Consider the following 24615-nt stretch of genomic DNA (forward strand, 5'->3'; position numbering starts at 1 on the left):
CCCGCAAGGGTTATCCCGCAGGCGTGCTTTCTCGGCATTCATTTAACATGTTAAATAATTCTGAGAGGCACAGCTTTTGAGCACCACCTTCACGCACCGCAATTTGCCGCGCCTGCTGCTGCAGGCCCGCGAAGCCGTGATGGCCCACACGCGGCCCAGCCTGCGCGAGCACGCGCTGTCCGACCAGCAATGGCGCGTGCTGCGCGTGCTCGGCGAGCACGGCGCGGTCGACACCGGCCGCGTCGCGCGCGAGGCCTTCATCCTCGGCCCCAGCCTCACGGGCGTGCTGGCGCGCATGGAGCGCGACAACCTCATCACCCGCGCCCGCGACCCGGCCGACCAGCGCCGCACCGTGGTCGAGGCCACGCCGCACGGCATGAAGCTCGTGAAGCGCCTGGGCACCAGCATCGAGGCGCACTACGACTGGATGGAACAGTCCCTGGGCAAGGCCAAGCTGACGCAGCTCTACGGCCTGCTGGACGAACTGATCGCGCTGGAGCAACCCGAACCATGACCACCTCCTTTCTCCCCACCGGCACCGTGTACGGCACGCTGCTGAACTTCCGCGCCGAGGCCGCGGCGCTCGCGCCGCAGATGACCGAGGCGCCCTACAAGGCACCGCCGAAGGCGCCCGTGCTCTACGTGAAGACGGCCAACACCTGGAGCCCGCACGGCAGCACCGTCACCGTGCCCGCCGCGGTGTCCGACGTGGAAGTCGGTGCCAGCATCGGCATGGTGATCGGCGCCGAGGGCGACATCGAAGGCTTCGTGCTGCTGAACGACCTGTCGATTCCGCATGCGAGCTTTTTCCGCCCGCCGGTGAAGTTCAAGTGCGTCGACGGCTTCCTGGGCATCGGCCCGGCGCTGCGCGACGCGCAGGAGGTGGCCGACCCGGCGCAGTTCCGCATCGAGGTGCGCATCAACGGCGAACTGAAGCAGTCGATCGACTTCTCGCAGCTCGTGCGCCCCGCGCCGCAGCTGCTGGCCGATGTGGGCGAGTTCATGACGCTGGCGCACGGCGACGTGCTGATGCTCGGCTGCGACCTGGGCCGTCCGCTGGCCCGCGCGGGCGACCGCATCGACATCTCCGCGCCGGGGTTCGAGACCCTGAGCAACACGCTGGTGAAGGAAGCAACGGCATGAAGCACGCACGCGTCATCTTCGAAGGCCGCGAGCACACCGGCACCGCGCACGAATTCAACGGCCAGGCCGACGCCGCCGTGAGGCTCCAAGATGGCCGCGTCGTGCCGCAGGAGCAGCTCGTGTGGCTGCCACCGCTCGCACCCACGGCGTGCCCGCGCACCATCCTTGCGCTCGGCCTGAACTACGCCGACCACGCGAAAGAGCTGGAGTTCAAGGCGCCCGAGGAACCGCTGGTGTTCGTCAAGGGCCAGAGCACGCTCATTGGCCACCGCCAGCTCACGCACCGCCCGGCCGATGTGAAGTTCATGCACTACGAGTGCGAGCTCGCCATCGTGGTTGGCAAGACCGCGAAGCACGTGAAGCGCGACGACGCCTACGACTTCATCGGCGGCTACACGGTGGCCAACGACTACGCGATTCGCGACTACCTCGAGAACTGGTACCGCCCCAACCTGCGCGTGAAGAACCGCGACACCTGCACGCCGCTGGGCCCGTGGTTCGTCGATGCGGCCGACGTGGCCGACCCGATGGCGCTCGCGTTGCGCACCACGGTGAACGGCACCGTCACGCAGCAAGGCAACACGCGCGACATGATCTTCGACGCGCCCTTCCTCATCGAGTACTTCAGCCGCTTCATGACGCTGTCGCCGGGCGACCTGATCCTCACCGGCACGCCCGACGGCGTGGTCGATTGCCAGCCGGGCGACGTGGTCGTGACCGAGATCGACGGCATCGGCGCGCTGGTCAACACCATCGCCGCACGCTGATCGGCTGACTGCGCCACCCCTTTCAAAAAAACGGAGACACACCGCCATGACGACTGCCAGAACCCGGACCTTCCGCCTTGCTGCCGCCTTCGTGGCGGCCAGCGCCGCCACGCTGCTGCTCGCACCGGCCGCCACCGCACAGACCGCCTCGGCCTACCCGACCAAGCCCGTGCGCTGGGTCGTGGGCTACCCGGCCGGCGGCGGCACCGACTACCTCGCGCGCACGGCCGGCGCGCAGCTCTCGCAGCAGCTCGCACAGCCCGTCACGGTCGACAACCGTCCCGGCGCGGGCGCGATCATCGCGTCGGAAAACGTGGCGCGTTCGCCGGGCGACGGCTACACCGTGTTCTCGGCCGACAACGGCGTGCTGGTCTACAACCCCGCGCTCTACAAGAAGCTGCCCTACGACGCCGAGAAAGACTTCGCGCTGCTCGGCATGATGGGCCGCTCGCCACTCATCATCACGGCCGCGCCGGGCGCGGGCTTCAGCGACGCCAAGGCGCTCATCGCGGCGCTCAAGGCCTCGCCGGGCAAGTACAGCATCGCCACGCCGGGCACCGGCAGCCCGCACCACCTGGCCTACGAGCTGTTCCAGCGCGAAGCCGGCGTGTCGCTGTTGCACATTCCCTACAAGGGCGGCGCGCCCGCGCTGCAGGACCTCATGGGCAACCAGGTGCCGCTGATGATGCTCGACCTGCCCAGCGGCATCAGCGCCGTGAAGGCCGGCAAGGTCATTCCGCTGCTGGCCATGTCGGCCGAGCGCGTGCCGCAGCTGCCCCAGCTGCCCACGGCCAAGGAGCTCGGCTACGCCGTCGAGGCCTACACCTGGCAGGGGCTGGTGGCACCGGCCGCCACGCCGAAGGACATCCAGGCGCGCCTGGGCGCCGACCTGCTGAAAAGCATGAACGACACCGGCGTGAAGCAGAAGCTCTACGACGCCGGCTGGGAGGCCCGCCCCACGGACGCCGCCGAGATGGCCCGCTTCGTGGACACCGAACGCAAGAAGTGGCATGCGCTCATCAAGGCGCGCGACATCAAGCTCGACTGACGACACACCGCCGCAAGGCCGCAACACCTTCACGCCCATGCAACAGATCCATCACCTCATCGACGGCAAGCCAGTCCAAGGCACCGACTACTTCGAAACCGTCAACCCCGCCACGCAGGAAGTGCTGGCCGAAGTCGCCTCAGGCGGCGAGGTCGAAGTGAACGCCGCCGTGGCCGCCGCCAAGGCCGCCTTCCCCAAGTGGGCCGGCCTGCCCGCGCCCGAGCGCGCCAAGCTCATCCGCAAGCTCGGCGACCTGATCGCCAAGCACGTGCCCGAGATCGCGCAGACCGAGACCAACGACTGCGGCCAGGTGATCGCGCAGACCGGCAAGCAGCTCATTCCGCGCGCGGCCGACAACTTCTACTACTTCGCCGAGATGTGCACGCGCGTGGACGGCCACACCTACCCCACGCCCACGCACCTGAACTACACGCTGTTCCATCCGGTGGGCGTGTGCGCGCTCATCAGCCCGTGGAACGTGCCCTTCATGACCGCCACCTGGAAGGTCGCGCCCTGCCTGGCCTTCGGCAACACGGCCGTGCTGAAGATGAGCGAGCTGTCGCCGCTCACGGCCGCGCGCCTGGGCGAGCTGGCGCTCGAGGCCGGCATTCCGGCCGGCGTGCTGAACCTGGTGCACGGCTACGGCAAGGAAGCCGGCGAGCCGCTGGTGGCGCACCCCGACGTGCGCGCGATTTCGTTCACCGGCTCCACCGCCACCGGCAACCGCATCGTGAAGAGCGCGGGCCTGAAGAAGTTCAGCATGGAGCTGGGCGGCAAGAGCCCCTTCGTGATCTTCGAGGACGCCGACCTCGACCGCGCGCTCGACGCGGCCGTGTTCATGATCTTCAGCAACAACGGCGAGCGCTGCACGGCCGGCTCGCGCATCCTGGTGCAGCAGTCGATCTACGCCGACTTCGCCGCCAAGTTCGCCGAGCGTGCGAAGCGCATCACCGTGGGCGACCCGCTCGACGAGAAGACCATCGTCGGCCCGATGATTTCGCAGGCCCACCTGGCCAAGGTGCGCAGCTACATCGAGCTGGGCCCGAAGGAAGGCGCGACGCTGCTGTGCGGCGGCCTCGAGGCGCCGTCGAACCTGCCCGACCGCGTGAAGAAGGGCAACTACGTGATGCCCACCGTGTTCGCCGACGTCGACAACCGCATGAAGATCGCGCAGGACGAAATCTTCGGCCCGGTCGCCTGCCTGATCCCGTTCAAGGACGAGGCGCACGCCATCGAGCTGGCCAACGACATCGCCTACGGCCTGAGCAGCTACGTGTGGACCGAGAACATCGGCAAGGCGCACCGCGTGGCCGCCGCCGTGGAAGCCGGCATGTGCTTCGTCAACAGCCAGAACGTGCGTGACCTGCGCCAGCCCTTCGGCGGCACCAAGGCCTCGGGCACGGGCCGCGAAGGCGGCACCTGGAGCTACGAAGTGTTCTGCGAGCCGAAGAACATCGCGGTGTCGATGGGCTCGCACCACATTCCGCACTGGGGCGTGGCGTGAACACGCAACGCCGCACGCTGCTGCAGGGCGCCGCCGCATTCGCGGCCCTGCCCTCGCTGGCGCGCGCGCAAGCTGCATGGCCGAACAAACCCGTGCGCATCGTCGTGCCCTTCACGCCCGGCGGCACCACCGACTTCGTCGCGCGGCTCGTCGGCCTCGAACTCGGCAAGGCGCTGGGCCAGCCGGTGATCGTCGAGAACAAGCCCGGCGCCGGCACGGTGATCGGCGTCGATGCGGTCGCCAAGTCGGCGCCCGACGGCCACAGCTTCGTGTGCGTGGCCAACAGCTTCACGGCCAACCCCACCCTGGTGCGCAAGCTGCCCTACGACACGCTGAAAGACCTGCGCCCCGTGGCGCTCATGGGCATGTCGGAGCACGTGCTCGCCACGCACCCGGGCAGCGGCCTGAAGACGCTGGCCGACCTGCGCAACCAGGCCAGGGCCAAACCCGGCACCCTGAGCTTCGCCTCCTTCGGCAACGGCACCTCGGCGCATCTGTCGGGCGAAATGCTCAAGCTGCAGATGGGCCTGGACATCGTGCACGTGCCCTACAAGGGCCAGGGCCCGGCGCTGGCCGACCTGCTCGGCGGCCAAGTGACCGTCATGTTCGGCAACTGGCCCGAGTTCCGCGGCCACGTGCAGGCCGGCAAGCTGGTGGCGCTGGGCATGGCGACCGCGCAGCGCTCGCAGTACGCGCCCGCGATACCCACACTGGCCGAACAGGGCGTGGCCATCGAGTCCAATTCGTGGAACGGCCTGCTGGCTCCGGCCGGCACGCCCGACGCCATCGTGCAACGCGTGAACGCCGAAGTGAACCGCGCGCTGGCATCGCCGGCCGTGACCGAGGCCTTCCACAAGGGCGGCATCGCGTCGCTGTCGGGCACGCCCGAGCGCTTTGCCGAGTTCATCCGCAGCGAGATCGCGAAGTACGGCGACGTGATCCGCAAGGCCAACATCCAGATCGAGGGCTGACCCATGAGCCTCTATGCGATGCAGAAATTTTTGTTCGCGCTGAACCGCGACGCCGACGTGCAGCGCCGCTTCGCCGAAGGCGGCGACACGCGCGCCACGCTGCTGGCCGGCTACGACCTGAACGACGAAGAGCGCGAAGCGATCGGCACCGGCGACATCGGCAAGCTCTACGTGCTCGGGTGCAACGGCCAGCTGCTGATGCACTTCGCACCGCTGCTCGGCGTCGCGTGGGCGGACTACTTGGAAGCCATGCGCGAAGGCGTACGCAAGTACGGTCCGGTGCGCGCCGGCATCTACGCAATGACAACCGGAACCGACGAGAAAGTGGCAGGCGTATGAGTCTCGTATTCGCAGGCGTGTGCAGCCACGCCCCCGGCATCACCGGCCGCGCGCACCTGGCCGACCCGGCGGTCAAGGACGAGTTCCACGCACAGTTCCATCGCTTCGGCGAGGCGATGCGCGCCACGAAGCCCGACGCGGTGATCGTGATCGCGGCCGAGCACTTCGCGAACTTCTTCATGAACAACATGCCGGCGTATGCGATCGGCATGGCCGACAGCTACGAGGGCCCGATCGAAGACCCGAAGTGGCTGGGCATCGAGAAGCACACCATCCCCGGCGACGCCGCGCTGTCGCAGCGCCTGATCCGCGAGGTGATGCAGACGGTGGACGTGGCCTACGCGGAAGAATGGAAGTTCGACCACGGCATCATGGTGCCGCTGAACTTCCTCACGCCGAACTTCGACACCAAGGTCATTCCCGTGAACATCAACTGCCAGGGCCCGCCGCTCACGCCGCTGCACCGCGCGTGGGCCTTCGGCGAAGCCTTGCGCCGCGCCTGCGACAAGGTGCCCGAGCGCATCGCGCTGGTGGGCACGGGCGGCATCTCGCACTGGCCGGCCACGCCCGACTCGGGCAAGGTCAATGCCGAGTGGGACGCCGAGTTCATGCGCCGCTGGTGCGCCAACGACCGCGAGGCGCTGCTCTCGCAGGCCGACTACGGCGATGAGGCCACCTACCGCGAAGCGGGCCAGGGCGGCTTCGAGATCCGCACCTTCCTGAGCGTGGCCGCGGCCGCGCGCGGCAAGGGCGAGATCTTCCACATGAAGGCCATTCCGATCTTCGCGGTGACCTGCACGGCCGCGACGATGTCGGTGGTTTGAACGGAGCACGACCATGCCGCACCTGGTGATCCTCTACACGCCCAACATCGAGGCCGAGACCGACGTGTCGGCGTTGTGCCGCACGCTGGCCGACACCATGCTCGAACAGCGCGACGAGGCCGGCAAGCCGGTGTTCCCCACGGGCGGCACGCGCGTGCTGGCCTACCCGGCCGCGCACTACGCGGTGGCCGACGGCAAGGCCGACTACGCCTTCGTGTACCTCAACCTGCGCATGGCCTCGGGCCGCTCCGAGGCGGTGAAGAAGAAGGCCGGCGACGAGCTGCTGGCCGCCGTGCGCGCGCATTTCGAGCCCGTCTTCACGCAGCGCCACATCGGCATCACCCTGCAGATCGACGAAGCGCCGGGGCAGGTGTACGACGGCAAGCACAGCAACCTGCATCCCCTGTTCAACACCCCATAAAGAAGAAGCGAGCCCCCATGCTCTCCACCGCCACCATCGCCCAACTGGCCGCCGAACTGCACGAGAGCGAGAAGTCGCGCGTGCAGGTCGAGCATTTCTCCAAGCGCTTCCCCGAGATGACGATCGAGGACGGCTACGCCATCTCGCGCGAATGGGTGAAGCACAAGATCGCCGAAGGCCGCATCGTGAAGGGCCACAAGATCGGCCTCACCTCGCGCGCCATGCAGCAGGCGAGCCAGATCACCGAGCCCGACTACGGCACGCTGCTGGACGACATGTTCTTCGAGCAGGGCGGCGACATCCCGTTCACGCGCTTCATCGCGCCGCGCATCGAGGTCGAGCTGGCCTTCGTGCTCGGCAAGAAGCTGCAGGGGCCGAACGTGACCATCTTCGACGTGCTGGCCGCCACCGACTACGTGGTGCCCGCCATCGAGATCATCGACGCGCGCATCGAGCAGTTCGACCGCCACACCAAGGCCATGCGCAAGGTGTTCGACACCATCGCCGACAACGCGGCCAATGCCGGCATCGTGCTCGGCGGCCGGCCGGTGAAGCCCGACGCGGTCGACCTGCGCTGGGTGAGCGCGCTGCTCTACAAGAACGGCGTGATCGAGGAGTCGGGCGTGGCCGCGGCCGTGCTCAACCACCCCGCCACCGGCGTGGCCTGGCTCGCGAACAAGCTCGCGCCGTGGGACGAATGCCTCGAAGCTGGCGAGATCGTGCTGGGCGGCTCGTTCACGCGCCCGACCAACGCCGTGCCGGGCGACACCTTCCATGCGGATTACGGCCCCCTGGGCTCCATCGCCTTCCGTTTCGTCTGACGAGTTTTTTTCATGCACACCCCACTCAACACCTTCAAGCAGGCCCTGCAGGCCGGCCAACCCCAGATCGGCCTGTGGGTCGGCCTGGGCGACGGCTACGTGGCAGAGCTGCTGGCCGGCACCGGCTACGACTGGCTGCTGGTCGACGGCGAGCACGCGCCCAACGACGTGCGCTCGGTGCTCGCGCAGCTGCAGGGCATTTCCAGCGCATGGTCGGCGCAGCCCGACGCGCAGCGCTCGCATCCCGTCGTGCGCATTCCGGTCGGCGACACCACGCTGATCAAGCAGTACCTGGACATCGGCGCGCAGACGCTGCTGGTGCCGATGGTCGACACCGCCGAGCAGGCCGCGCAGCTGGTTCAGGGCATGCGCTACCCGCCCGAAGGCATCCGCGGCATGGGCAGTGCGCTGGCGCGCGCCTCGCGCTGGCAGGCCTACCCCAACTACCTGCACGAAGCCAACGCGCAGACCTGCCTGCTGGTGCAGGCCGAGACGGTCGAGGCGATGAAGAACATCGACGCCATCGCGGCCACGCCGGGCGTGGACGGCGTGTTCATCGGCCCGGCCGACCTGTCGGCTTCGATGGGCTTCGTGGGCCAGCCCAACCATCCCGAGGTGCAGGCCGCGATCGCCGACGCCATCGCGCGCATCCGCAAGGCCGGCAAGGCGGCCGGCATCCTGTCGACCACCGAGGAGCAGGCGCGCAAGTGGCTCGCGGCCGGCGCGCTGTTCGTGGCGGTGGGTGTCGACACCATCCTGCTCGCGGCCGCCGCGAAGCAGCTGCTTGCGAAGTACAAGGCCGCGCCGGGCGCCACCGCGCCCAACGGCTACTGATCCACCGTCAAGGACATTTCGATGCGACGCACCACCCTCGCGGCTTTCGCCGCTGCCGCCGCCCTGTTCCTCGGCGCCTGCGCCCAGACGGGCCCGGCCTCGACCGCGCAGGCGCGGCAGGAAGCCAACCGCCAGACCGTGCTCGCCTTCTACGAGAAAGGCCTGAACCAGAAGGACGCCGACGCGGCGCTGCAGTACGTGGGCAACCGCTACGTGCAGCACAACCCGACGGCGGCCGACGGGCCCGAGGGCTTTCGCAAGTTCATCGCCTTCCTGCGCGAGAAGTTTCCGAAGTCGCACAGCGAGATCAAGCGCAGCTTCGTCGACGGCGACTACGTGATCCTGCACGTGAACGCGGTGCGCGAGCCGGGCACGCGCGGCAGCGCCATCGTCGACATCTTCAAGCTCGAGAACGGCAAGATCGTCGAGCACTGGGACGTGGTGCAACCCGTGCCCGAGACCGCCGCGAACACGAACGGCATGTTCTGACGCCCCGCCCTTCCACGAGCCAGCCTTCGCCAGCCGCATGACCACGCCCACCGACCCCACGAAACGCTTCCGCTCCGCGACCATCCGCGAGGGCACGATCCGCGCGACCACGCGCAGCTTCCTGCACGCACTGGGCCAGGACGACGAGGACATCGCGCGCCCGCACGTCGGTGTGTTCCACACGGGCGGCGAGATGAGCCCGTGCAACCTCAACCTGCGCGAGCAGGCGCAGCACGCCAAGACCGGCATCTACGCCGGCGGCGGCACGCCGCACGAATGCCCGGTGGTGTCGGTGAGCGACGGCCTGACGATGGCGCACTCGGGCATGCGCTTCTCGCTGATCTCGCGCGAGCTCATCGCCGACAGCGTGGAAGCGTCCACGCGCGGCCACCAGTGGGACGGCATCTTCGCCATCGGCGCCTGCGACAAGAACCTGCCGGGCCTGATGATGGGCATGGTCCGCTGCAACGTGCCCAGCGTGTTCGTGCATGGCGGCTCTGCCCTTCCGGGCCAGATGCCCGGGCCCGACGGGCGCGACCTCAACGTGGTCGACACCTACGAGACCATCGGCAAGGTGCTGGCCGGCACCGCCACGCACGACGAGCTCGACGCCATGAGCCGCGCCTGCCTGCCCACGGCCGGCGCCTGCGCGGGGCAGTTCACGGCCAACACGATGGGCATGGTGTCGGAGGCGCTGGGCCTGGCGCCCATCGGTTCGAGCATGGTGCCGGCGGTGTTCAGCGAACGCGCGCCGCTGATGCGCCGCGCCGCGAAACAGCTCATGAAGGCGGTGATGGGCGACGGCCCGCTGCCGCGCGACGTCGTGACGCGCAAGGCGCTCGAAAACGCCTGCGCCGTGGTCTCGGCCACGGGCGGTTCGACCAACGCGGCGCTGCACCTGCCGGCGATCGCGCACGAGGCCGGCATCAAGTTCCACCTCGACGACGTGGCCGAGATCTTCGCGCGCACGCCGCTCATTGCCGACCTGCGCCCCGGCGGCCAGTACCTGGCGCGCGACGTGTACTACATCGGCGGCGCGGGCGTGATCCTGCGCACGCTGCTGGAGCAGGGCTTCCTGCACGGCGACGCCCTCACCTTCACCGGCCGCACGCTGGCCGAGGAAGTGGCCGACGCCGCCGCGCCCGACGGCCGCGTGGTGCGCGCGGCGGGCAACCCGATCACGCGCGACGGCGGGCTGGCGGTGCTCAAGGGCAACCTCTGCCCCGACGGCGCGCTGCTCAAGACGGCGGGCCTGAAGACGCTGGTGCACCGCGGTCCGGCGCGTGTCTTCAACTCGGAAGAAGAAGCGCAGGCCGCCGTGCAGAACCGCCGCTATGAAGCGGGCGACGTGATCGTCATCCGCAACGAAGGCCCCAAGGGCAGCCCCGGCATGCGCGAGATGCTGGGCATCACCGCGCTGCTGTACGGCCAGGGCATGGGCGACAAGGTGGCGCTGCTGACCGACGGGCGTTTCTCGGGCGCCACGCGCGGCCTGTGCATCGGCTACGCGGGGCCCGAGGCGGCCGACGGCGGGCCGATCGCGGTGCTGCGCGACGGCGACATGGTGGCCATCGATGCACGCGCCGCGGCGCGCAGCATCTCGGTCGAGCTGAGCGCCGAAGAAATCGCGTCGCGGCTGGCCGGACGTGAGGTAAACGCGGGGGCGGCGCACGGTGGTTTGTTGGAAAAATACGCGCTCACCGTGCGCCCTGCCCACCAGGGCGCCGTGACCCACTCGGGCGCGGTCACCTGGCTGCGCGACGAGTCGTGATCCTGTTGACTCCTCACCCACCCGAAAAGAGACAGACATGACCTTCACCCGCCGCCACATGCTGCAGTCCACCGGCGCTTCGGCGCTGCTCGCCAGCCTCGGCCAGCAGGCCTTTGCGCAGGCTGCCGCGCTCGAGAACGCCACCATCGTCACCGGCTTCGCGGCCGGCGGCACCTCGGACACCACCTGCCGGCGCCTGGCGCTGAAGCTGAGCCCCGACTACGCCAAGACCGCCGTGGTCGAGAACCGCACCGGCGCGGGCGGCCAGATCGCCGTGAGCTACGTGAAGGGCCGCCCGGCCGACGGCACCACCATCCTGCAGACGCCCACGTCGATCCTCACGATCTACCCGCACATCTACAAGAAGCTGCCCTACGACCCGATGGTCGACCTCACGCCCGTGAGCCTGGCCTGCATCTTCGACTTCGGCTTTGCGGTCGGCCCGGCCGTTCCGGCCACCATCAAGACGGTGCCCGAGTTCCTCACCTGGGCCAAGGCCAACCCGGCCGGTGCCAACTACGGCTCGCCGGCCGCGGGCTCCACGCCGCACTTCATCGGCGCGCTGCTGGGCAAGCAAGGCGGCGTCGAGCTCAAGCACGCGGCCTACCGCGGCACGCAACCGGCCATGCTCGACCTCTTGGGCGGCAACATCTCGGCGGTGTCGGGCCCCATCGGCGACATCACGCAGCACCTGCAGTCGGGCAAGGTGCGCATCCTGGGCGTGTCGGGTGCCAAGCGCAGCCGCTTCGCGCCCGATGTGCCGACCTTCGGCGAGCAGGGCATCAAGAACATGGCGCACAGCGAATGGTTCGCCTTCTTCCTGCCGGCCAAGGCCTCGCCCGAGCTGGTGACGAAGCTCAACACGGCGATGAAGAACGCGCTCGCACAGAAGGACGTGATCGACGGCCTCGGCACCTTCGGCCTGGAAGCCATGTCTTCCACGCCGGCCGAGCTGGCCGATCTGCTGAAGAAGGACACCGCCAAGTGGGCGCCGATCGTGAAAGAGGTCGGCTTCACGGCTGAAGGTTGATCACATGAAGGAACTGCCATGAACACACTCGCCACCGCGCCGTCGGCGCTGGTCCATCCCTCGATCCATCCCGACGAGCGCGCCGCGCGCGAGGAGCTCGCGGCCTGCTACCGCGTCTTCGCGATGCTGGGCTGGACCGAGATGATCTACAACCACATCACGGTGCGGCTGCCCGACAGCGTGACCGGTGGCGAGAAGCAGTTCCTCATCAACCCCTTCGGCCTGCACTACAGCGAGGTGACGGCCAGCAACCTGGTGAAGATCGACCTGCAGGGCAAGGTGCTCGACGGCTCGACCTACCCGGTGAACCCGGCCGGCTTCGTGGTGCATGCGGCCATCCACGACGGCCTGCCCGGCGCGCACTGCGTGATGCACACGCACACCACGGCCGGCGTGGCCGTGGCCTGCCTGCAGGGCGGCCTGCAGCAGACCAATTTCTATACCGCCCAGCTGCACGGCATGGTGGCGTACCACGACTTCGAGGGCATCACGATCCATGCCGACGAAGGCCCGCGCCTGCTCAAGAGCATCGGCGAGCGCAACGCGGTGATCCTGCACAACCACGGCCTGCTGGCCTGGGGCCAGACGCTGCCGCAGACCTTCGCGATCCTGTGGACGCTGCAGCGCGCCTGCGAGATCCAGATGGCGACCTTCTCGATGGGCGCCGCCATTCCGGTGAGCGAGGAGATCGCGCAGCGCTGCACGCGCGACGCGCTGCAGTTCAGCCCCGCGCACGGCGCCGGGCAGGACGTGTTCAATGCGCTGGTGCGGCAGGTGGACCGCATCGACCCGAGCTACCGCAACTGAGGCGCCTGTTCCCATGAAGATTTGCATCTACGGCGCCGGCGCGATCGGCGGATGGATCGGCGTCGGCCTCGCGCAGGCAGGCCAGCGCCTCAACGTGGTGGCGCGCGGCGCCACGCTCGACGCGCTGCAGAAGGACTGCCTCTCGCTGATGCGCGGCGACGTGCGCACGCGCGTGCCGGTGAACGCGGTGGCCGACCCCGAGGCACTGGCTGTTCAAGACCTGGTGGTGATCGCCGTGAAGGCGCCCGCGCTGGCCGGCGTGGCCGAACGCATCGGGCCGCTGATCGGGCCCGACACGATCGTGCTGGTGGCCATGAACGGCGTGCCGTGGTGGTTCCTTGAAGGCGGCTTCGGCGGCGAGATCACGGGGCATCGCCTCGCGGCCGTCGACCCTGAGGGCGCCATTGCCAAGGCCATTCCGTCGCGCAACGTGATCGGCTGCGTGGTGCACGCGAGCTGCTCGCTCGACGGGCCGGGCGTGGTGCGGCACCACTTCGGCAACGGGCTGATCGTGGGCGAGCCTTCGGGCCAGGCCACGCCGCGCGTGCAGAAGCTGGTCGAGCTGCTCAAGAGCACGGGCATCGACACCACGCTGTCGCCGCAGATCCAGAAGGACGTGTGGTTCAAGCTGTGGGGCAACATGACGGTGAACCCGATCAGCGCACTCACCGGTGCCACCACCGACCTGATCATGGGCGACGACTACGTGCGCGGCTTCATCTCGGCCGTGATGCTCGAGGCCAAGGAGATCGGCCGGCGCATCGGCATCGAGATCACGCAAAGCCCCGAGGACCGGCACGCGGTGACGATGAAGCTCGGTGCGTTCAAGACCTCGATGCTGCAGGACGTGGAAGCGGGCCGTTCGGTCGAGCTCGACGCGCTCGTCACGGTGGTGCGCGAGCTGGGCGAGCTGACGGGTGTGGCCACGCCGTTCACGGATGCGCTGCTGGGGCTGGCGCGGCTGCGCACGCGGCAGCTCGGGTTGTACTGAGCGACCGAAGGCACGGACTTACCAGCGCTTCTCGGGTGCGGCAGAGATGATCTTGGTGCAGGCCTCCACGGCCTTTGCGCGCTCTTCGCGCAGCAGCTGCCAGTTGTCGGCCTGCCACCGCGCCCAGGCGACCGGCTCCGACTGGTAGCGGCATTCGATCGGCGGACGCATGAAGCCGGGGCGCCCCAGGTCGGCGCCGAACTTGAGGCGGAACAGCTCGTCCGATCCCAGCAGGTTCTCGTAGACCAGGTGCCACGGTCCCGGGAGCAGCGGGGTGTCAGCTTCCTTCGGAATCTGGCGCGCCGCCTCGATCTCCTCGGGCGTGGAACCGTCGGTCAGGGCGGTGGCCAGTGCGGCCTCGGCGCGCTTGCGGTAGATGTCGGTAGCGACCTTGCTCAAGGCGTCGTTGAGGTCGCTGATGGCGGGATTGACGCCCAGCGGATCGTCCTTGAGTTCTTCGAGCGTGGTGCCGCCCAGGTCGTCTTTCGAGAAGCCTTGCGCGGCCACGCCGCCGGCCAGCACCGCGAACGCGACGTTCAGCGCCACCTGTCCGGCCACGTTCTGGACCGTGTTCTCGCGGCGCACCACGCGCAGGTGCTCGATGCCGGGCTTGTAGGTGCCGCGGTTGAAGCGGAGACGGGTTTGCGGGGGTGCGACGGGTGCTGCTTCGGCGGGCGCTGAAGCTGCGGCCATGGGTTGTGGTGCGGCTGCTTCGGTCTGGGCGTATGCCGAAAAGCCGGCGATGGCCAGTGCCAAGCCGAGGGCATGCCGTGCGGTACGCGACGGCGTTCGTTTCTTTGTCGAATGGGTCATTGAGCTGTTTTCCTCCGACGCGGATTGTCTCCGGCAGGAAGGCTCGGTTCTATCGACGATGTTCGGGGCGCGTGCACAGGCCACCGGGTACTTCCCTCCGCGAATGTCCCCCGGCCTGCGGCCTCCTCCTTGATTTCGCTGCGGGAAGCACCCAGTGTCCTGCGCACGGGACATGCTGCGGGTGCTCGCCGATCAACGACCACTGCTGATGACGCTCACGCCGATGCGGTGCCTTGCGCAGCGAAATCAAGGAGGAGGGGCGAAGCCCCGGGGGACATTCGCGGAGCAAGGTACCGCGTCGGCGGGAGCGTCGCCCCCGAACGTCAGGCGTTCAGCTCAACCCGCCAGCCCGACGTACACGTTTTGCACGTCGTCATTCGCATCGATGGCAGCAAGAAACGCCTCGACCTCTTCCAGGTCCGCAGCACTCAGGCTCGCCGGATCGACCGGGTTCTTGGGCCGGTAGCCCAGCTTGGCCGACAGCACGGTGAAGCCCTGGGCCGGCAGTGCGCGGCTCACCAGGTCGAGGTCGGCGGGCTCGGTCAGGAACAGGGTGGTGCCGTCTTCGGCGCCCGGCTCGAAGTCCTGCGCGCCGGCTTCGATGGCGGCCACTTCGGCGTCGGCGTCCTTGCTGGCGGGCTCGGCTTCGATCATGCCGAGGTGGTCAAAGTCCCATGAGACCGAGCCGGAGGTGCCGAGTTGGCCCTTGCGGAAGAGCACGCGCATTTCAGGCGCGGTGCGGTTCACGTTGTCGGTCAGGCACTCGACCATCACGGCCACGCGGTGCGGGGCGAAGCCCTCGTACATGACGTGGTCGAAGTGCACCGCCTCGCCCGTGAGGCCGGCGCCCTTCTTGATGGCGCGGTCGAGCGTGTCCTTCGGCATCGAGACCTTGCGGGCCTGCTCGACGACCAGCCGCAGCCGCGCGTTCGAGGCCGGGTCGGGGCCGTTGCGCGCGGCCATCATGATTTCCTTGGCCAGCTTGCCGAACAGCCGGCCCTTGGCATTCGCGGCCACGTCCTTGTGCTTGGCTTTCCATTGCGCGCCCATGTCTGCATTCCTTGGTGTTGTGGGGGGCGGCGAAACGCCGCAGCCCCCGAGGATGCCACGAGCCGGGGGCGGCGCCCAGCCGGCCCCCTTCCGCCGTCAGGGGCGCCCCGTCTGCCCGCCCTCCTCCGGCGCCAGGCTCACCCACAGGGCGGCGCCCACGATCAGCAGGCCGCCGGCCCAGCCCCAGGCGCCGATGCGCTCGCCCAGCCCGAGGGCCGCGATGGCCGCGCCGAACACCGGTTCGCTGCCCATGAGCAGCGACACGCGGCTCGGGCTGCTGCGCGAGGCCGCGTGGTTCTGCGCGAAAAAGGCGAACACGGTGCACAGCAGCACGAGGTACGCCATGCCCCACCAGAAGCCGGCCGTGGCGGGCGGCAGGTGCCAGGCGCGCCCGCCCGACGCGGCCAGCAGCGACAGCGCCGCCGCGCCCAGCGCCATCACACCCGACTGCACGGCCGTCAGCGTGAGCGCCGGCAGGGTGTGGCGGCCTGCCAGGCGGCGCGTGAGGCACACCATGACGGCGCGCAGGAAGGCGGCGGCGAGCATGAGGGCGTCGCCCCACCCCATCGACAGGTCGGCAAGCGAAGGCGCCGACAGCAGGGCCGCGCCCACGGCCGAGAGCCCGGCCGCCCAGAACACGCGCCGCGCGGGCCGCCGGCCCAGCAGCCACCACTCGACGAACGGCGTGATCGCCACGCACAGGCTGATGAGAAAGGCGGCGTTGCTCGCCAGGGTCAACGAGACGCCGAAGGTTTCGCACAGGAAGATGGCGAGCAGGTTGGCGCCCAGCAGGCCGCCCACGGCGAGCCCCTGGCGCCATTGCGGGTCACGCCACAGCGGCCGCAGCGCGGGCAGCAGCACGAGAAAGGTGAGGCCGAAACGCAGCGCGACGAACTCGAGCACGGGCAGCTGCTGCGTCGCCTGCTTGGCCACCGCGTAGCTGCCGCCCCAGACCGCCGCCACGAGCAGCAGCATGAGCTCGGCCGGGCCGAAGCCGGCCGTCCACGACCCGCGCCCCGCCGGGACCGCACCTTGCAACGCCTTTGAATCCATACTGTCTGCCCGCGGCCCGGGGCGCCTGAAAGAAGAAGAGAAGGCGCATTGTTCCGGGCGGCACCAGGGCCGCACAGCCGTCGGCCGGAACAGGACTCTTGCGTGGTCGGAACGAATTCATTTCTCAAGGTGCTGCCCGAGATGGTCACCTTCGTGCGGGTCGCCGAACTGGGCAGCTTCTCGGCCGCGGCCGACCTGCTGGGCATCACGCCCTCGGCCGCGAGCCGGCAGGTGAAGCGGCTCGAACAGGAGATCGGCGTGCAGCTGCTGCAGCGCACCACGCGCCAGCTGCGGCTCACGGAGCCCGGCGCCGAGGCTTTTGCACGCTGCCGCGAACTGGTGGCGGCGGCGCAGGGCGCGATGGACATCGGCGCGCAGTTCGCGCGCACGCCGGCCGGCCGGGTGCGCCTGAGCGCGCCGAAGGCCTTTGCGCGGCGCGTGCTGCATCCGCACCTGCTCGACTTCCTGCGCGCCTATCCGGAAGTGGACGTCCAGCTGATCGTGGCCGACCGCGACATCGACCCGATCCGCGAAGGCGTCGACCTCGTGGTGCGCCTCACCACGGCGCCGCCCGAGGGGCTGGTGGCGCGGCAGCTGATGGCGGTCGAGCACATCCTGTGCGCCACGCCGGCCTACCTGGCGCGCCACGGCGCCATCGCGCACCCGCACGACCTGCGCGCACACAGCTGCCTGTCGCTGGGCGAGCACGAGCGCGACAACCACTGGCGCTTTCGAAAAGACGGTGAAGACGAGGTCGAGGTGGTGGTGGACGGCCGCTATGTCTGCAACCACAGCGAGATGCGGCTCGACGGCGCGCTCGCGGACCTGGGCGTGGCCTGCGTGCCGGCCTTCACGGCGCGCGAGGCGCTGGACGACGGCCGCGTGGTGCGCGTGCTGTCCGAATGGACGCTGCAGGGCAGCTACCAGGGGCACGCGTGGCTGATGTACCCGCCCAGCCGCTACCTGCCGCCCAAGTGCCGGGTGCTGGTCGAGCACCTGCTCAGCGCGGTGCCTTCCCCGTGAGCACGCGCACGGCCTCGGGCAGCGAGTGGACCTGCGGCATGAAGTGGTCGATGAGCGCGCCCAGCGCCACCGCGCAGACCACCGCCCCCAGCAGCGGCTTCCAGGTGAGCCGCACCGCCGCCATGAGCCAGCCTTCGCGCGCCACGCGCACCGCGGCGCGGGCCGACACGTAGGAGAAGGCGACTTCGATCGCCACGGCCAGCAGCGCGTCCCAGCTGAAGTACAGCAGCACGAGCGAGCCCGCGCCGAGCACGACGGCCACGCACAGCAGGAAGATGGCGAGCACCGGCACGACGATGATCGCGCCTTCGTCGGCGCTGCCCGCGGCGTCGAGCGCGCCGCTGGCCACGTCGGAGAGTGCGCTGGTGCCGTCGGTCGCGCCCCCGTGATCGTCCGAGCCGTCGGAGCGAATGTCCAGGTCCTCATCGGGCGCCTCGATCTCGGTGCGCCGCTCCACCAGCCGCTGCGCCCACCAGCGCAGCACGCACAGGTACCCGACGTAGCCCACGCCCAGCGTGACGAGGTAGCGCACGGCCAGCGACTCGACATGCAGCAGGTGCATCTGCAGCGCCGAGACGCCCCACATCAGGAGCAAGGTGAAGGTGCCGATCAGCAGGCCGTGCGTGCGCAGGCTGTGATCGCGGTGCAGGTCGCGTTCGACCTGCGTTTCCCACAGGCGCACGGAACGCCAGTTGGAAAGAACCTTCACGTCATTCGTCGGCGGGTGCGAAGGGCACCCGCGGCGCAACCGCGCACATGAGTTCGTAGCCGACGGTGCCGGCGGCCTGGGCCACCTCGTCGATCGGCAGCACCGCGCCGGTCAGGGCCGAGCGGCCCCACAGCGTGACCTCGGCGCCGAAGGCGGCGTCGGGCACGGGCGTGAGGTCGACGGTGATCATGTCCATGCTCACGCGGCCCACCATGCGCGTGCGCACGCCGTTCACCAGCACCGGGGTGCCGGTGTCGCAGTGGCGCGGGTAGCCGTCGGCATAGCCGACCGCCGCGATGCCGATGGTGAGCGGGCCGTCGGCCGCGAAGCGCGAGCCGTAGCCGATGGTGTCGCCGGCCTTCAGCGTCTGCACCGAGATGAGCCGGGTCGACAGCGACATGGTCGGCTGCAGCTGCCAGTGCGCCGCGTCGTGTTCGGGGAAGTCGGGGGCGCTGCCGTACAGCACGATGCCGGGGCGCACCCAGTCGCCGCGCGTGCGCGGCGCATGGCGCAGCGTGGCGGCGCTGTTGGCGATGGAGCGCTCGCCGGGCAGGTCGCGCGTGGCGCGCTCGAACACCTCCAGCTGGTGCTCGATGCCGCGCGGGCCGTCGGCGTCGCTGAAGTGCGTCATGAGCGAGATCTCGTCGACCTGCGGGAGCGCGTTCAGGCGCGTCCAGGCCGAGCCGAAGCGCTCGGGCGAGAAGCCCAGGCGGTTCATGCCGGAGTTCATCTTCAGGAACACGCGCTGCGGCTTGAGGGTCTTGTGGGCCGCGAGCATGTCGATCTGCTCGTCGCAGTGCACCGAATGCCACAGGTCCAGCCGCGAGCACAGCTCCAGGTCACGCGCATCGAACACGCCTTCGAGCAGCAGCACCGGGCCGCGCCAGCCCAGCGCGCGCACGCGCTCGGCCTCGGCCAGGTCGAGCAGCGCGAAGCCGTCGGCGCCGCGCAGGCCCTCGAAGACACGCTCGATGCCGTGCCCGTAGGCGTTGGCCTTGACCACGGCCCAGACACGGGCGTCGACGGCCGAGCGGCGGGCGCGGTCGAGGTTGTGGCGCAGGGCGGCGGTGTGGACGGTGGCGAGAATGGGGCGCGGCATGGCGGGTGTTGGGGTGGTTTCAGACCACGTTTTAGCATCTTCGGGAATGGGGTCGAATCCCGTGGGGATGCCTGAATTCGCGTCGTACCCCCATGCTATAACCGCCCATTCGCGCCTGACGCGACACTTTTTCACTACCGCCAGCAGACCCTCTGGCCAGCCAGCCCATCGATGAAGCGCGGTTTTTACACGATCATGTCGGCCCAGTTCTTTTCGTCGCTGGCCGACCAAGCGCTTTTCGTCGTTGCCGTCGATCTCATGCGAAGTTCGGGCGCTCCCGAATGGCAGCGGGCCGCCCTGGTGCCGATCTTCGCGGTCTTCTATGTGGTGCTGGCCCCGCTGGTGGGCGCCTTTGCCGACGCGCTGCCCAAGGGCAAGGTGATGTTCATTAGCAACGCGATCAAGGTCGTGGGCTGCCTGATGATGCTGTTCGGTTCGCACCCGCTGCTGTCGTATTCCATCGTGGGCCTGGGCGCCGCGGCCTACTCGCCGGCCAAGTACGGCATCCTCACCGAGCTGCTGCCGTCGTCGCAGCTGGTCAAGGCCAACGGCTGGATCGAAGGACTGACCATCGCCTCGATCCTGCTGGGCATCGTGCTCGGCGGCATGCTGGTGGGCCATGCGGTGTCCAGCCAGCTGCTGCTGATCGACCTGCCGTTCATCGACACCGGCATCGACTCGCCGGCCGAAGCCGCCATTGCGGTGCTGATCTTCGTCTACGTGCTCGCGGCCTGGTTCAACACCCGCATCCCGCACACCGGCGTCGAGATGCGCCCGCTGCGCTCCAACCCCGAGCAGAGCATGGTGCGCAACCTGGCCGGCCTGCTGCCCGACTTCTGGCATTGCAACGCCCGCCTGTGGCGCGACCGGCTGGGCCAGATCTCGCTGGCGACCACCACGCTGTTCTGGGGCGCGGGCGGCAACCTCAAGTACATCGTGCTGGCCTGGGCCGCCGTGGCGCTCGAATACAACACCACCCAGGCCTCGGCGCTGACCGGCGTGGTCACCATCGGCACCGCGGTGGGCGCCATCGTGGCCTCGATGTACATGCGCCTGGACATGGCCACGCGCGTGATCCCCATGGGCATCGCGATGGGCCTGATGGTGATCTGCATGAACTTCATCGGCAACGTCTGGCTGGCGGTGCCGTTCCTGATCATCCTGGGCGGCCTGGGCGGCTTCCTGGTGGTGCCGATGAACGCGCTGCTGCAGCACCGCGGCCACAACCTGATGGGCGCGGGCCGCTCCATCGCCGTGCAGAACTTCAACGAGCAGGCCTGCATCCTTCTGCTGGGCGGCTTCTACAGCGTGTGCACGGGCCTGGGCCTGTCGGCCTACGGCGCCATCAGCGCCTTCGGCCTCGTGGTGGCGGGTTGCATGTGGATCATCAAGCGCTGGCACGAGAACAACCTCAAGAAGTATCCTGAAGAGGTCGAGCACCTGCTTGCCATCGCCCGCAGCGACAAGCACCACTGATCTCGCGCGACCGCGTTGGTGCAATGGCCGGCGCGCCGAGCGCCCCCACTCCAACGCCCCCATGCCCGCCCTCGCCCTGATGTTCAACGCCTTCGTGTGGGGCGTTTCGTGGATTCCGTTCCGCCAGATCGCCAGCCACGGCCTGCATCCGCTGTGGACCACCTGCCTGATCTACCTCGTCATCGCCACGGCGATGGGCCTCGTGCGCCGCCACGCCTGGAAAGCCTTCGCCGCGTTCCCGATGCTGGTGGCACTGGGCTTGGCGGCGGGCTTCACCAACGTGGGTTTCAACTGGGCCGTGACGCAGGGCGACGTGGTGCGCGTGGTGCTGCTGTTCTACCTCATGCCGCTGTGGAGCGTGCTGCTGGCCTGGCTGCTGCTGGGCGAGCGGCCCACGGGCGGCGCGCTGATGCGCGTGGCGCTGGCGCTCACCGGCGTGGTGGTGGTGCTGAAGGCGCCGGGCACCGACTGGCCGGTGCCCTCGAGCCTGCCCGACTGGCTGGGCGTGGCGGCGGGCTTCGGCTTCGCCGTGACCAACATCGTGCTGCGCCACCTGCGGCATGCGCCGGGCGAGTCGCGCGCGCTGGCCATGTTCTGGGGCTGCACGGTGGTGGCGGGCGTCGGCGCGGTGAGCGGCACCGCGTTCGGCGGCATCGATTCACCGCTGCTCGCCTCGCCCGGCTGGCTGGGCTGGGCCGCGCTGCTGGGCACGGGCTTCATCGTCGCCAACGTGTGCCTGCAGTACGGCGCGCCGAAGCTGGCGGCCAGCGCGACCTCGGTGATCATGCTGTCGGAAGTGCTGTTCGCCAGCGTCTCGTCGGTGGCGCTGGGCGCGTCCACCATGAACTCGCGCATCCTCGTCGGCGGCGCGCTGATCGTGCTGGGCGCGGTGTGGTCGGCGTTTGCGCGAACCCCGCCCGCGCGCGATGATGGCGTTTCCGCGTCCACCTGAGGAGCTCTCTCCATGACCAGCGTCTACGACTTCCAGGCCACCCGCATCGACGGCAAGCCGGTGAAGCTCTCGACCTTCCGCGGCAAGGTGCTGCTGATCGTCAACACGGCGAGCAATTGCGGCTTCACGCCGCAGTTCGAAGGCCTGGAAGCGCTGCACGAAAAGTACGCCGGCCAGGGCCTCGCGGTGCTGGGCTTTCCCTCCAACCAGTTCGGCGGGCAGGACCCGGGCACCAACGAGGAAATCGGCGCCTTCTGCATGACCAACTACGGCGTGAGCTTCCCGATGATGGAGAAGATCGACGTCAACGGCAGCGGCGCACTGCCGCTGTACCAGTGGCTCACCAAGGAAAAACCGGGCCTGCTGGGCAGCACGGCCATCAAGTGGAACTTCACCAAGTTCCTGGTCGGGCGCGACGGCGCGGTGCTCAAGCGCTATGCGCCGCTGGACACGCCGGCTTCGCTCACGCGCGACATCGAGGCGGCGCTGGCCGCCGGCTGAGTTCAGAAGCGGAAATCGGCGCTCTTCGGCGCGCCGCCGACCGTCACGGTCTGGCTCTTGGTTTCACCTGTCGAGGTGCTCACGTCGATCACGTAGCGCCCCGCCGGCACGTCGATGAGGCACACCGGACCGGTGGCGGTGAAGGCCATGGCGGCGGACGAGTTCGCGTCGCCGCCCTTGATCGCGACGTTCAGGTTGGCCAGGTACGCCCCGTCGGCGCGCGCGAACAGCAGCGACAGCGGGTGGTTCTTCATGGCGGCGCGCATGGCGGTCGACTCGTCGGAGCCGATGCCGCCGCACACGTAGCGCGTGGTGCCGATGCCCTGCCAGGGCGGCAGGGCCGAGGGCGGCTGCTGCGCCTGCGCGGCGACGGTGCCTGCGATGCAGGCGGCGGCCAGCAACGCACGGCGCAGCGGAAATGCAGAAACGAAAGACATGGCACGAACTCCTTGCAGCGTCTTCGGCTCGCCATGATGCGCCCCGAACGCGCGGTGCGCACGTCGGACGGCAGCGTGCCCTGCCGTGCGCGCGCGCCCTACCCTGCGGGCGTCTGCAGCGCCGCGTCGAGCAGCTCGACCCAGTGCCGCACGGGCGTGTCGCCGCTGCCGCTTTGCAGGTGCGTGATGCAGCCGATGTTGGCCGAGGCGATGGTCGTGGGCTGCAGCTGCTTCAGGTGGCCGAGCTTGCGGTCGCGCAGCGGGTAGGCCAGCTCGGGCTGCAGCACCGAGTAGGTGCCGGCCGAGCCGCAGCACAGGTGCGATTCGTTCATCGCCACGCGCACGTCGAAACCGAGCGCGCGCAGGTGCGTCTCGACGCCGCCGCGCAGCTTCTGGCCGTGCTGCAGCGTGCAGGGCGGGTGGTAGGCGACCACGCCTTCGGGCGCGCGCACGCGGCCCTGCAGCGCGGGCACGAGCTCGGGCAGCAGCTCGCTCAGGTCGCGCGTGAGGGCGCTGATGCGCGCGGCCTTGGCGGCATAGGCCGCGTCGTGCTGCAGCAGGTGGCCGTACTCGCGCACGGTGACGCCGCAGCCCGAGGCGTTCATGACGATCGCCTCGACCTCGTTGCCTTCGACGAAAGGCCACCATGCGTCGATGTTGGCGCGCATCTGCGCCTTGCCGCCGTCCTGGTCGTTGAGGTGGAACTTCACGGCGCCGCAGCAGCCCGCCTTGGGCGCAATCACCGCTTGAATACCGGCGGCGTCGAGCACGCGCGCGGTGGCGCTGTTGATGTTCGGGGCCATCGACGGCTGCACGCAGCCCGCGAGCATCAGCACCTTGCGCGCATGCGTGGCGGTGGGCCAGCGGCCGGCGTCCTGCTGGGCGGGCACCTTGGCCTTCAGTGCTTCGGGCAGCAGGCCGCGCACGGATTGGCCGAGCTTCATCGCGGGGCCGAACAGCGGCGACGGCAGCGCCTCTTTCAGCAGCCAGCGCGTGGCCGACTCCATGGCGGGGCGCGGCACTTTCTCATCGACGATCTTGCGGCCGATGTCGACCAGGTTCCCGTACTGCACGCCGCTCGGGCAGGTGCTCTCGCAGTTGCGGCAGGTCAGGCAGCGGTCGAGGTGCAGCTGCGTGCTGCGCGTGGGCGCATGGCCTTCGAGCACCTGCTTGATGAGGTAGATGCGCCCGCGTGGCCCGTCGAGCTCGTCGCCGAGCAGCTGGTAGGTCGGGCAGGTGGCGGTGCAGAAGCCGCAGTGCACGCACTTGCGCAGGATGGCTTCGGCTTCGCGGCCCGCGTCGGTGTCGCGGAATTCGGGGGCTAGTTCGGTTTGCATCGCGGGGTGGGTGTCGTTTCTTTTTTAGGACTCGCCTGCGAAGAGCCGGCCGCGGTCGAAGACCCCGTGCGGATCGAACTCCTGCATCAGCGCGCGATGGATGCGCGCCACCGGCGCGCTCAGTGCGTCGAAGCGCGGCACGTCGCAGTCGGCCGCTTGCGCCGCGGGCACACGGAACAGCGTGGCATGGCCACCCGCTGCGTGCGCGGCCTCGCGCAGGCGCGCCGCCTGCGCCGGCGGCGCGAGGTACCAGCGCTGCCCGCCGTGCCATTCGACCAGCGGCGCAGCGCAGCCGTTGATGGCGATCACCGGCGCGGTCTGCGGCACCGACAGCCGCCACAGCGCCAGCGACCCGGCTTCGTCGAGTGCGAACCACGGCATGCGCTGGTCGCGCAGCGCGGCCCA

Annotated in this window: 27 protein-coding genes and 1 pseudogene; 20 read left to right on the top strand and 8 right to left on the bottom strand. The window is 69.3% G+C overall.

Annotation, left to right across the window (positions count from 1 at the left end; all coding sequences use genetic code 11):
* Positions 1-76 precede the first annotated feature (76 nt).
* From hpaR to VBO01S_RS17245, 16 genes are read left to right on the top strand one after another with little or no spacing between them, the layout of a single operon-like run.
* Complete coding sequence (gene hpaR / locus VBO01S_RS17170; protein ID WP_056583837.1) at positions 77-514, top strand: homoprotocatechuate degradation operon regulator HpaR; 438 nt, start codon at positions 77-79, stop codon at positions 512-514.
* The gene (locus VBO01S_RS17175) at positions 511-1143 is read left to right on the top strand and encodes a fumarylacetoacetate hydrolase family protein (RefSeq protein ID WP_062476835.1); all 633 of its coding nucleotides are present in this window, start codon (positions 511-513) and stop codon (positions 1141-1143) included. Before hpaR ends, VBO01S_RS17175 begins: the two co-directional genes overlap by 4 nt.
* A complete protein-coding gene (locus tag VBO01S_RS17180; RefSeq protein ID WP_062476838.1) occupies positions 1140-1910 on the top strand; it encodes a fumarylacetoacetate hydrolase family protein in 771 nt (256 codons plus the stop codon). Before VBO01S_RS17175 ends, VBO01S_RS17180 begins: the two co-directional genes overlap by 4 nt.
* A 46-nt stretch (positions 1911-1956) precedes the next feature.
* Entirely contained in the window at positions 1957-2958 is a 1002-nt protein-coding gene (locus VBO01S_RS17185) for a Bug family tripartite tricarboxylate transporter substrate binding protein (protein WP_062476841.1), read from the top strand.
* Positions 2959-2995: 37 nt separating this feature from the next.
* Positions 2996-4462, top strand: coding sequence for a 5-carboxymethyl-2-hydroxymuconate semialdehyde dehydrogenase (gene hpaE, locus VBO01S_RS17190; protein WP_062476844.1), 1467 nt, complete (start codon positions 2996-2998; stop codon positions 4460-4462).
* Positions 4459-5433, top strand: coding sequence for a Bug family tripartite tricarboxylate transporter substrate binding protein (locus VBO01S_RS17195; RefSeq protein ID WP_062476847.1), 975 nt, complete (start codon positions 4459-4461; stop codon positions 5431-5433). The genes hpaE and VBO01S_RS17195 overlap by 4 nt, the downstream gene beginning before the upstream one ends.
* A 3-nt stretch (positions 5434-5436) precedes the next feature.
* Positions 5437-5772, top strand: coding sequence for an aromatic ring-opening dioxygenase subunit LigA (locus VBO01S_RS17200; protein WP_062476850.1), 336 nt, complete (start codon positions 5437-5439; stop codon positions 5770-5772).
* Positions 5769-6596: a DODA-type extradiol aromatic ring-opening family dioxygenase gene (locus VBO01S_RS17205; RefSeq protein ID WP_062476853.1), complete on the top strand. Its 828-nt coding sequence runs from the start codon at positions 5769-5771 to the stop codon at positions 6594-6596. The genes VBO01S_RS17200 and VBO01S_RS17205 overlap by 4 nt, the downstream gene beginning before the upstream one ends.
* Positions 6597-6609: 13 nt before the next feature.
* The gene (locus VBO01S_RS17210) at positions 6610-7017 is read left to right on the top strand and encodes a 5-carboxymethyl-2-hydroxymuconate Delta-isomerase (protein WP_062476857.1); all 408 of its coding nucleotides are present in this window, start codon (positions 6610-6612) and stop codon (positions 7015-7017) included.
* Positions 7018-7034: 17 nt separating this feature from the next.
* Positions 7035-7838, top strand: a complete 804-nt coding sequence (hpaH, locus tag VBO01S_RS17215; RefSeq protein ID WP_062476860.1) for a 2-oxo-hept-4-ene-1,7-dioate hydratase — start codon at positions 7035-7037, stop codon at positions 7836-7838.
* Between the two features lie 12 nt (positions 7839-7850).
* Entirely contained in the window at positions 7851-8672 is an 822-nt protein-coding gene (gene hpaI, locus VBO01S_RS17220) for a 4-hydroxy-2-oxoheptanedioate aldolase (protein ID WP_062476863.1), read from the top strand.
* A 21-nt stretch (positions 8673-8693) separates the two neighbouring features.
* On the top strand, positions 8694-9161 hold the full coding sequence (locus VBO01S_RS17225; RefSeq protein ID WP_062476866.1) for a nuclear transport factor 2 family protein: 468 nt from the start codon (positions 8694-8696) through the stop codon (positions 9159-9161).
* A 37-nt stretch (positions 9162-9198) separates the two neighbouring features.
* Positions 9199-10932 (top strand): dihydroxy-acid dehydratase, encoded by a 1734-nt coding sequence (gene ilvD / locus VBO01S_RS17230; protein ID WP_062476869.1) that lies wholly within the window; start codon positions 9199-9201, stop codon positions 10930-10932.
* A gap of 37 nt (positions 10933-10969) precedes the next feature.
* Positions 10970-11962, top strand: coding sequence for a Bug family tripartite tricarboxylate transporter substrate binding protein (locus VBO01S_RS17235; protein WP_062476871.1), 993 nt, complete (start codon positions 10970-10972; stop codon positions 11960-11962).
* A gap of 18 nt (positions 11963-11980) precedes the next feature.
* Entirely contained in the window at positions 11981-12769 is a 789-nt protein-coding gene (locus tag VBO01S_RS17240; RefSeq protein ID WP_062476874.1) for a class II aldolase/adducin family protein, read from the top strand.
* A 13-nt stretch (positions 12770-12782) separates the two neighbouring features.
* Complete coding sequence (locus VBO01S_RS17245) at positions 12783-13760, top strand: 2-dehydropantoate 2-reductase (RefSeq protein WP_062476877.1); 978 nt, start codon at positions 12783-12785, stop codon at positions 13758-13760.
* 18 nt (positions 13761-13778) lie between these two features.
* Here VBO01S_RS17245 and VBO01S_RS17250 read toward each other — a convergent pair whose 3' ends face one another.
* The 3 genes from VBO01S_RS17250 to VBO01S_RS17260 all read right to left on the bottom strand — a co-directional run bounded on the left by VBO01S_RS17250 (position 13779) and on the right by VBO01S_RS17260 (position 16676).
* The gene (locus VBO01S_RS17250; RefSeq protein ID WP_255221138.1) at positions 13779-14453 is read right to left on the bottom strand and encodes a hypothetical protein; all 675 of its coding nucleotides are present in this window, start codon (positions 14451-14453) and stop codon (positions 13779-13781) included.
* A 456-nt stretch (positions 14454-14909) separates the two neighbouring features.
* The gene (locus tag VBO01S_RS17255) at positions 14910-15623 is read right to left on the bottom strand and encodes a YebC/PmpR family DNA-binding transcriptional regulator (RefSeq protein WP_062476883.1); all 714 of its coding nucleotides are present in this window, start codon (positions 15621-15623) and stop codon (positions 14910-14912) included.
* A 96-nt stretch (positions 15624-15719) separates the two neighbouring features.
* Entirely contained in the window at positions 15720-16676 is a 957-nt protein-coding gene (locus VBO01S_RS17260) for a DMT family transporter (RefSeq protein ID WP_062476886.1), read from the bottom strand.
* A 141-nt stretch (positions 16677-16817) separates the two neighbouring features.
* Between VBO01S_RS17260 and VBO01S_RS17265 the strand changes: the two genes are divergently transcribed.
* Positions 16818-17699 (top strand): LysR family transcriptional regulator, encoded by an 882-nt coding sequence (locus tag VBO01S_RS17265; RefSeq protein WP_062476910.1) that lies wholly within the window; start codon positions 16818-16820, stop codon positions 17697-17699.
* Here the strand turns inward: VBO01S_RS17265 and VBO01S_RS17270 are convergent.
* Positions 17677-18408 (bottom strand): hypothetical protein, encoded by a 732-nt coding sequence (locus tag VBO01S_RS17270; RefSeq protein ID WP_062476889.1) that lies wholly within the window; start codon positions 18406-18408, stop codon positions 17677-17679. The genes VBO01S_RS17265 and VBO01S_RS17270 overlap by 23 nt on opposite strands.
* Position 18409: 1 nt before the next feature.
* A complete protein-coding gene (alr, locus tag VBO01S_RS17275; protein WP_062476892.1) occupies positions 18410-19507 on the bottom strand; it encodes an alanine racemase in 1098 nt (365 codons plus the stop codon).
* A gap of 171 nt (positions 19508-19678) precedes the next feature.
* Here alr and lplT point away from each other — a divergent pair, with 171 nt between their 5' ends.
* The 3 genes from lplT (at position 19679) to VBO01S_RS17290 (ending at position 22436) form a co-directional block, all read left to right on the top strand.
* Positions 19679-20983: a lysophospholipid transporter LplT gene (lplT, locus tag VBO01S_RS17280; RefSeq protein WP_062476894.1), complete on the top strand. Its 1305-nt coding sequence runs from the start codon at positions 19679-19681 to the stop codon at positions 20981-20983.
* Between the two features lie 61 nt (positions 20984-21044).
* Positions 21045-21935 carry a DMT family transporter gene (locus VBO01S_RS17285; protein WP_062476897.1) on the top strand — a complete coding sequence of 297 codons (891 nt, stop codon included), beginning with the start codon at positions 21045-21047 and terminating at the stop codon, positions 21933-21935.
* Between the two features lie 12 nt (positions 21936-21947).
* Positions 21948-22436 (top strand): glutathione peroxidase, encoded by a 489-nt coding sequence (locus tag VBO01S_RS17290; protein WP_062476900.1) that lies wholly within the window; start codon positions 21948-21950, stop codon positions 22434-22436.
* Positions 22437-22438: 2 nt separating this feature from the next.
* Here the strand turns inward: VBO01S_RS17290 and VBO01S_RS17295 are convergent, their stop codons facing one another.
* The 3 genes and pseudogenes from VBO01S_RS17295 to glcE all read right to left on the bottom strand — a co-directional run.
* On the bottom strand, positions 22439-22873 hold the full coding sequence (locus tag VBO01S_RS17295) for a hypothetical protein (RefSeq protein WP_062476903.1): 435 nt from the start codon (positions 22871-22873) through the stop codon (positions 22439-22441).
* Positions 22874-22971: 98 nt separating this feature from the next.
* Positions 22972-24210 carry a glycolate oxidase subunit GlcF gene (gene glcF, locus VBO01S_RS17300; protein ID WP_062476906.1) on the bottom strand — a complete coding sequence of 413 codons (1239 nt, stop codon included), beginning with the start codon at positions 24208-24210 and terminating at the stop codon, positions 22972-22974.
* A 24-nt stretch (positions 24211-24234) separates the two neighbouring features.
* Positions 24235-24615, bottom strand: a pseudogene (glcE, locus tag VBO01S_RS32695) (glycolate oxidase subunit GlcE); the annotation flags it as partial.

Source organism: Variovorax boronicumulans NBRC 103145 (assembly GCF_001591345.1).
GTDB lineage: Bacteria > Pseudomonadota > Gammaproteobacteria > Burkholderiales > Burkholderiaceae_C > Variovorax > Variovorax boronicumulans.

Coding starts and splice junctions, on each gene's coding strand:
- VBO01S_RS17175 (WP_062476835.1), top strand. CDS start 511: ATGACCACCTCCTTTCTCCCCACCGGCACCGTGTACGGCACGCTGCTG.
- VBO01S_RS17180 (WP_062476838.1), top strand. CDS start 1,140: ATGAAGCACGCACGCGTCATCTTCGAAGGCCGCGAGCACACCGGCACC.
- VBO01S_RS17185 (WP_062476841.1), top strand. CDS start 1,957: ATGACGACTGCCAGAACCCGGACCTTCCGCCTTGCTGCCGCCTTCGTG.
- hpaE (WP_062476844.1), top strand. CDS start 2,996: ATGCAACAGATCCATCACCTCATCGACGGCAAGCCAGTCCAAGGCACC.
- VBO01S_RS17200 (WP_062476850.1), top strand. CDS start 5,437: ATGAGCCTCTATGCGATGCAGAAATTTTTGTTCGCGCTGAACCGCGAC.
- VBO01S_RS17205 (WP_062476853.1), top strand. CDS start 5,769: ATGAGTCTCGTATTCGCAGGCGTGTGCAGCCACGCCCCCGGCATCACC.
- VBO01S_RS17210 (WP_062476857.1), top strand. CDS start 6,610: ATGCCGCACCTGGTGATCCTCTACACGCCCAACATCGAGGCCGAGACC.
- hpaH (WP_062476860.1), top strand. CDS start 7,035: ATGCTCTCCACCGCCACCATCGCCCAACTGGCCGCCGAACTGCACGAG.
- hpaI (WP_062476863.1), top strand. CDS start 7,851: ATGCACACCCCACTCAACACCTTCAAGCAGGCCCTGCAGGCCGGCCAA.
- VBO01S_RS17225 (WP_062476866.1), top strand. CDS start 8,694: ATGCGACGCACCACCCTCGCGGCTTTCGCCGCTGCCGCCGCCCTGTTC.
- ilvD (WP_062476869.1), top strand. CDS start 9,199: ATGACCACGCCCACCGACCCCACGAAACGCTTCCGCTCCGCGACCATC.
- VBO01S_RS17235 (WP_062476871.1), top strand. CDS start 10,970: ATGACCTTCACCCGCCGCCACATGCTGCAGTCCACCGGCGCTTCGGCG.
- VBO01S_RS17240 (WP_062476874.1), top strand. CDS start 11,981: ATGAACACACTCGCCACCGCGCCGTCGGCGCTGGTCCATCCCTCGATC.
- VBO01S_RS17245 (WP_062476877.1), top strand. CDS start 12,783: ATGAAGATTTGCATCTACGGCGCCGGCGCGATCGGCGGATGGATCGGC.
- VBO01S_RS17250 (WP_255221138.1), bottom strand. CDS start 14,453: ATGGCCGCAGCTTCAGCGCCCGCCGAAGCAGCACCCGTCGCACCCCCG.
- VBO01S_RS17255 (WP_062476883.1), bottom strand. CDS start 15,623: ATGGGCGCGCAATGGAAAGCCAAGCACAAGGACGTGGCCGCGAATGCC.
- VBO01S_RS17260 (WP_062476886.1), bottom strand. CDS start 16,676: ATGGATTCAAAGGCGTTGCAAGGTGCGGTCCCGGCGGGGCGCGGGTCG.
- VBO01S_RS17265 (WP_062476910.1), top strand. CDS start 16,818: ATGGTCACCTTCGTGCGGGTCGCCGAACTGGGCAGCTTCTCGGCCGCG.
- alr (WP_062476892.1), bottom strand. CDS start 19,507: ATGCCGCGCCCCATTCTCGCCACCGTCCACACCGCCGCCCTGCGCCAC.
- lplT (WP_062476894.1), top strand. CDS start 19,679: ATGAAGCGCGGTTTTTACACGATCATGTCGGCCCAGTTCTTTTCGTCG.
- VBO01S_RS17285 (WP_062476897.1), top strand. CDS start 21,045: ATGCCCGCCCTCGCCCTGATGTTCAACGCCTTCGTGTGGGGCGTTTCG.
- VBO01S_RS17290 (WP_062476900.1), top strand. CDS start 21,948: ATGACCAGCGTCTACGACTTCCAGGCCACCCGCATCGACGGCAAGCCG.
- VBO01S_RS17295 (WP_062476903.1), bottom strand. CDS start 22,873: ATGTCTTTCGTTTCTGCATTTCCGCTGCGCCGTGCGTTGCTGGCCGCC.
- glcF (WP_062476906.1), bottom strand. CDS start 24,210: ATGCAAACCGAACTAGCCCCCGAATTCCGCGACACCGACGCGGGCCGC.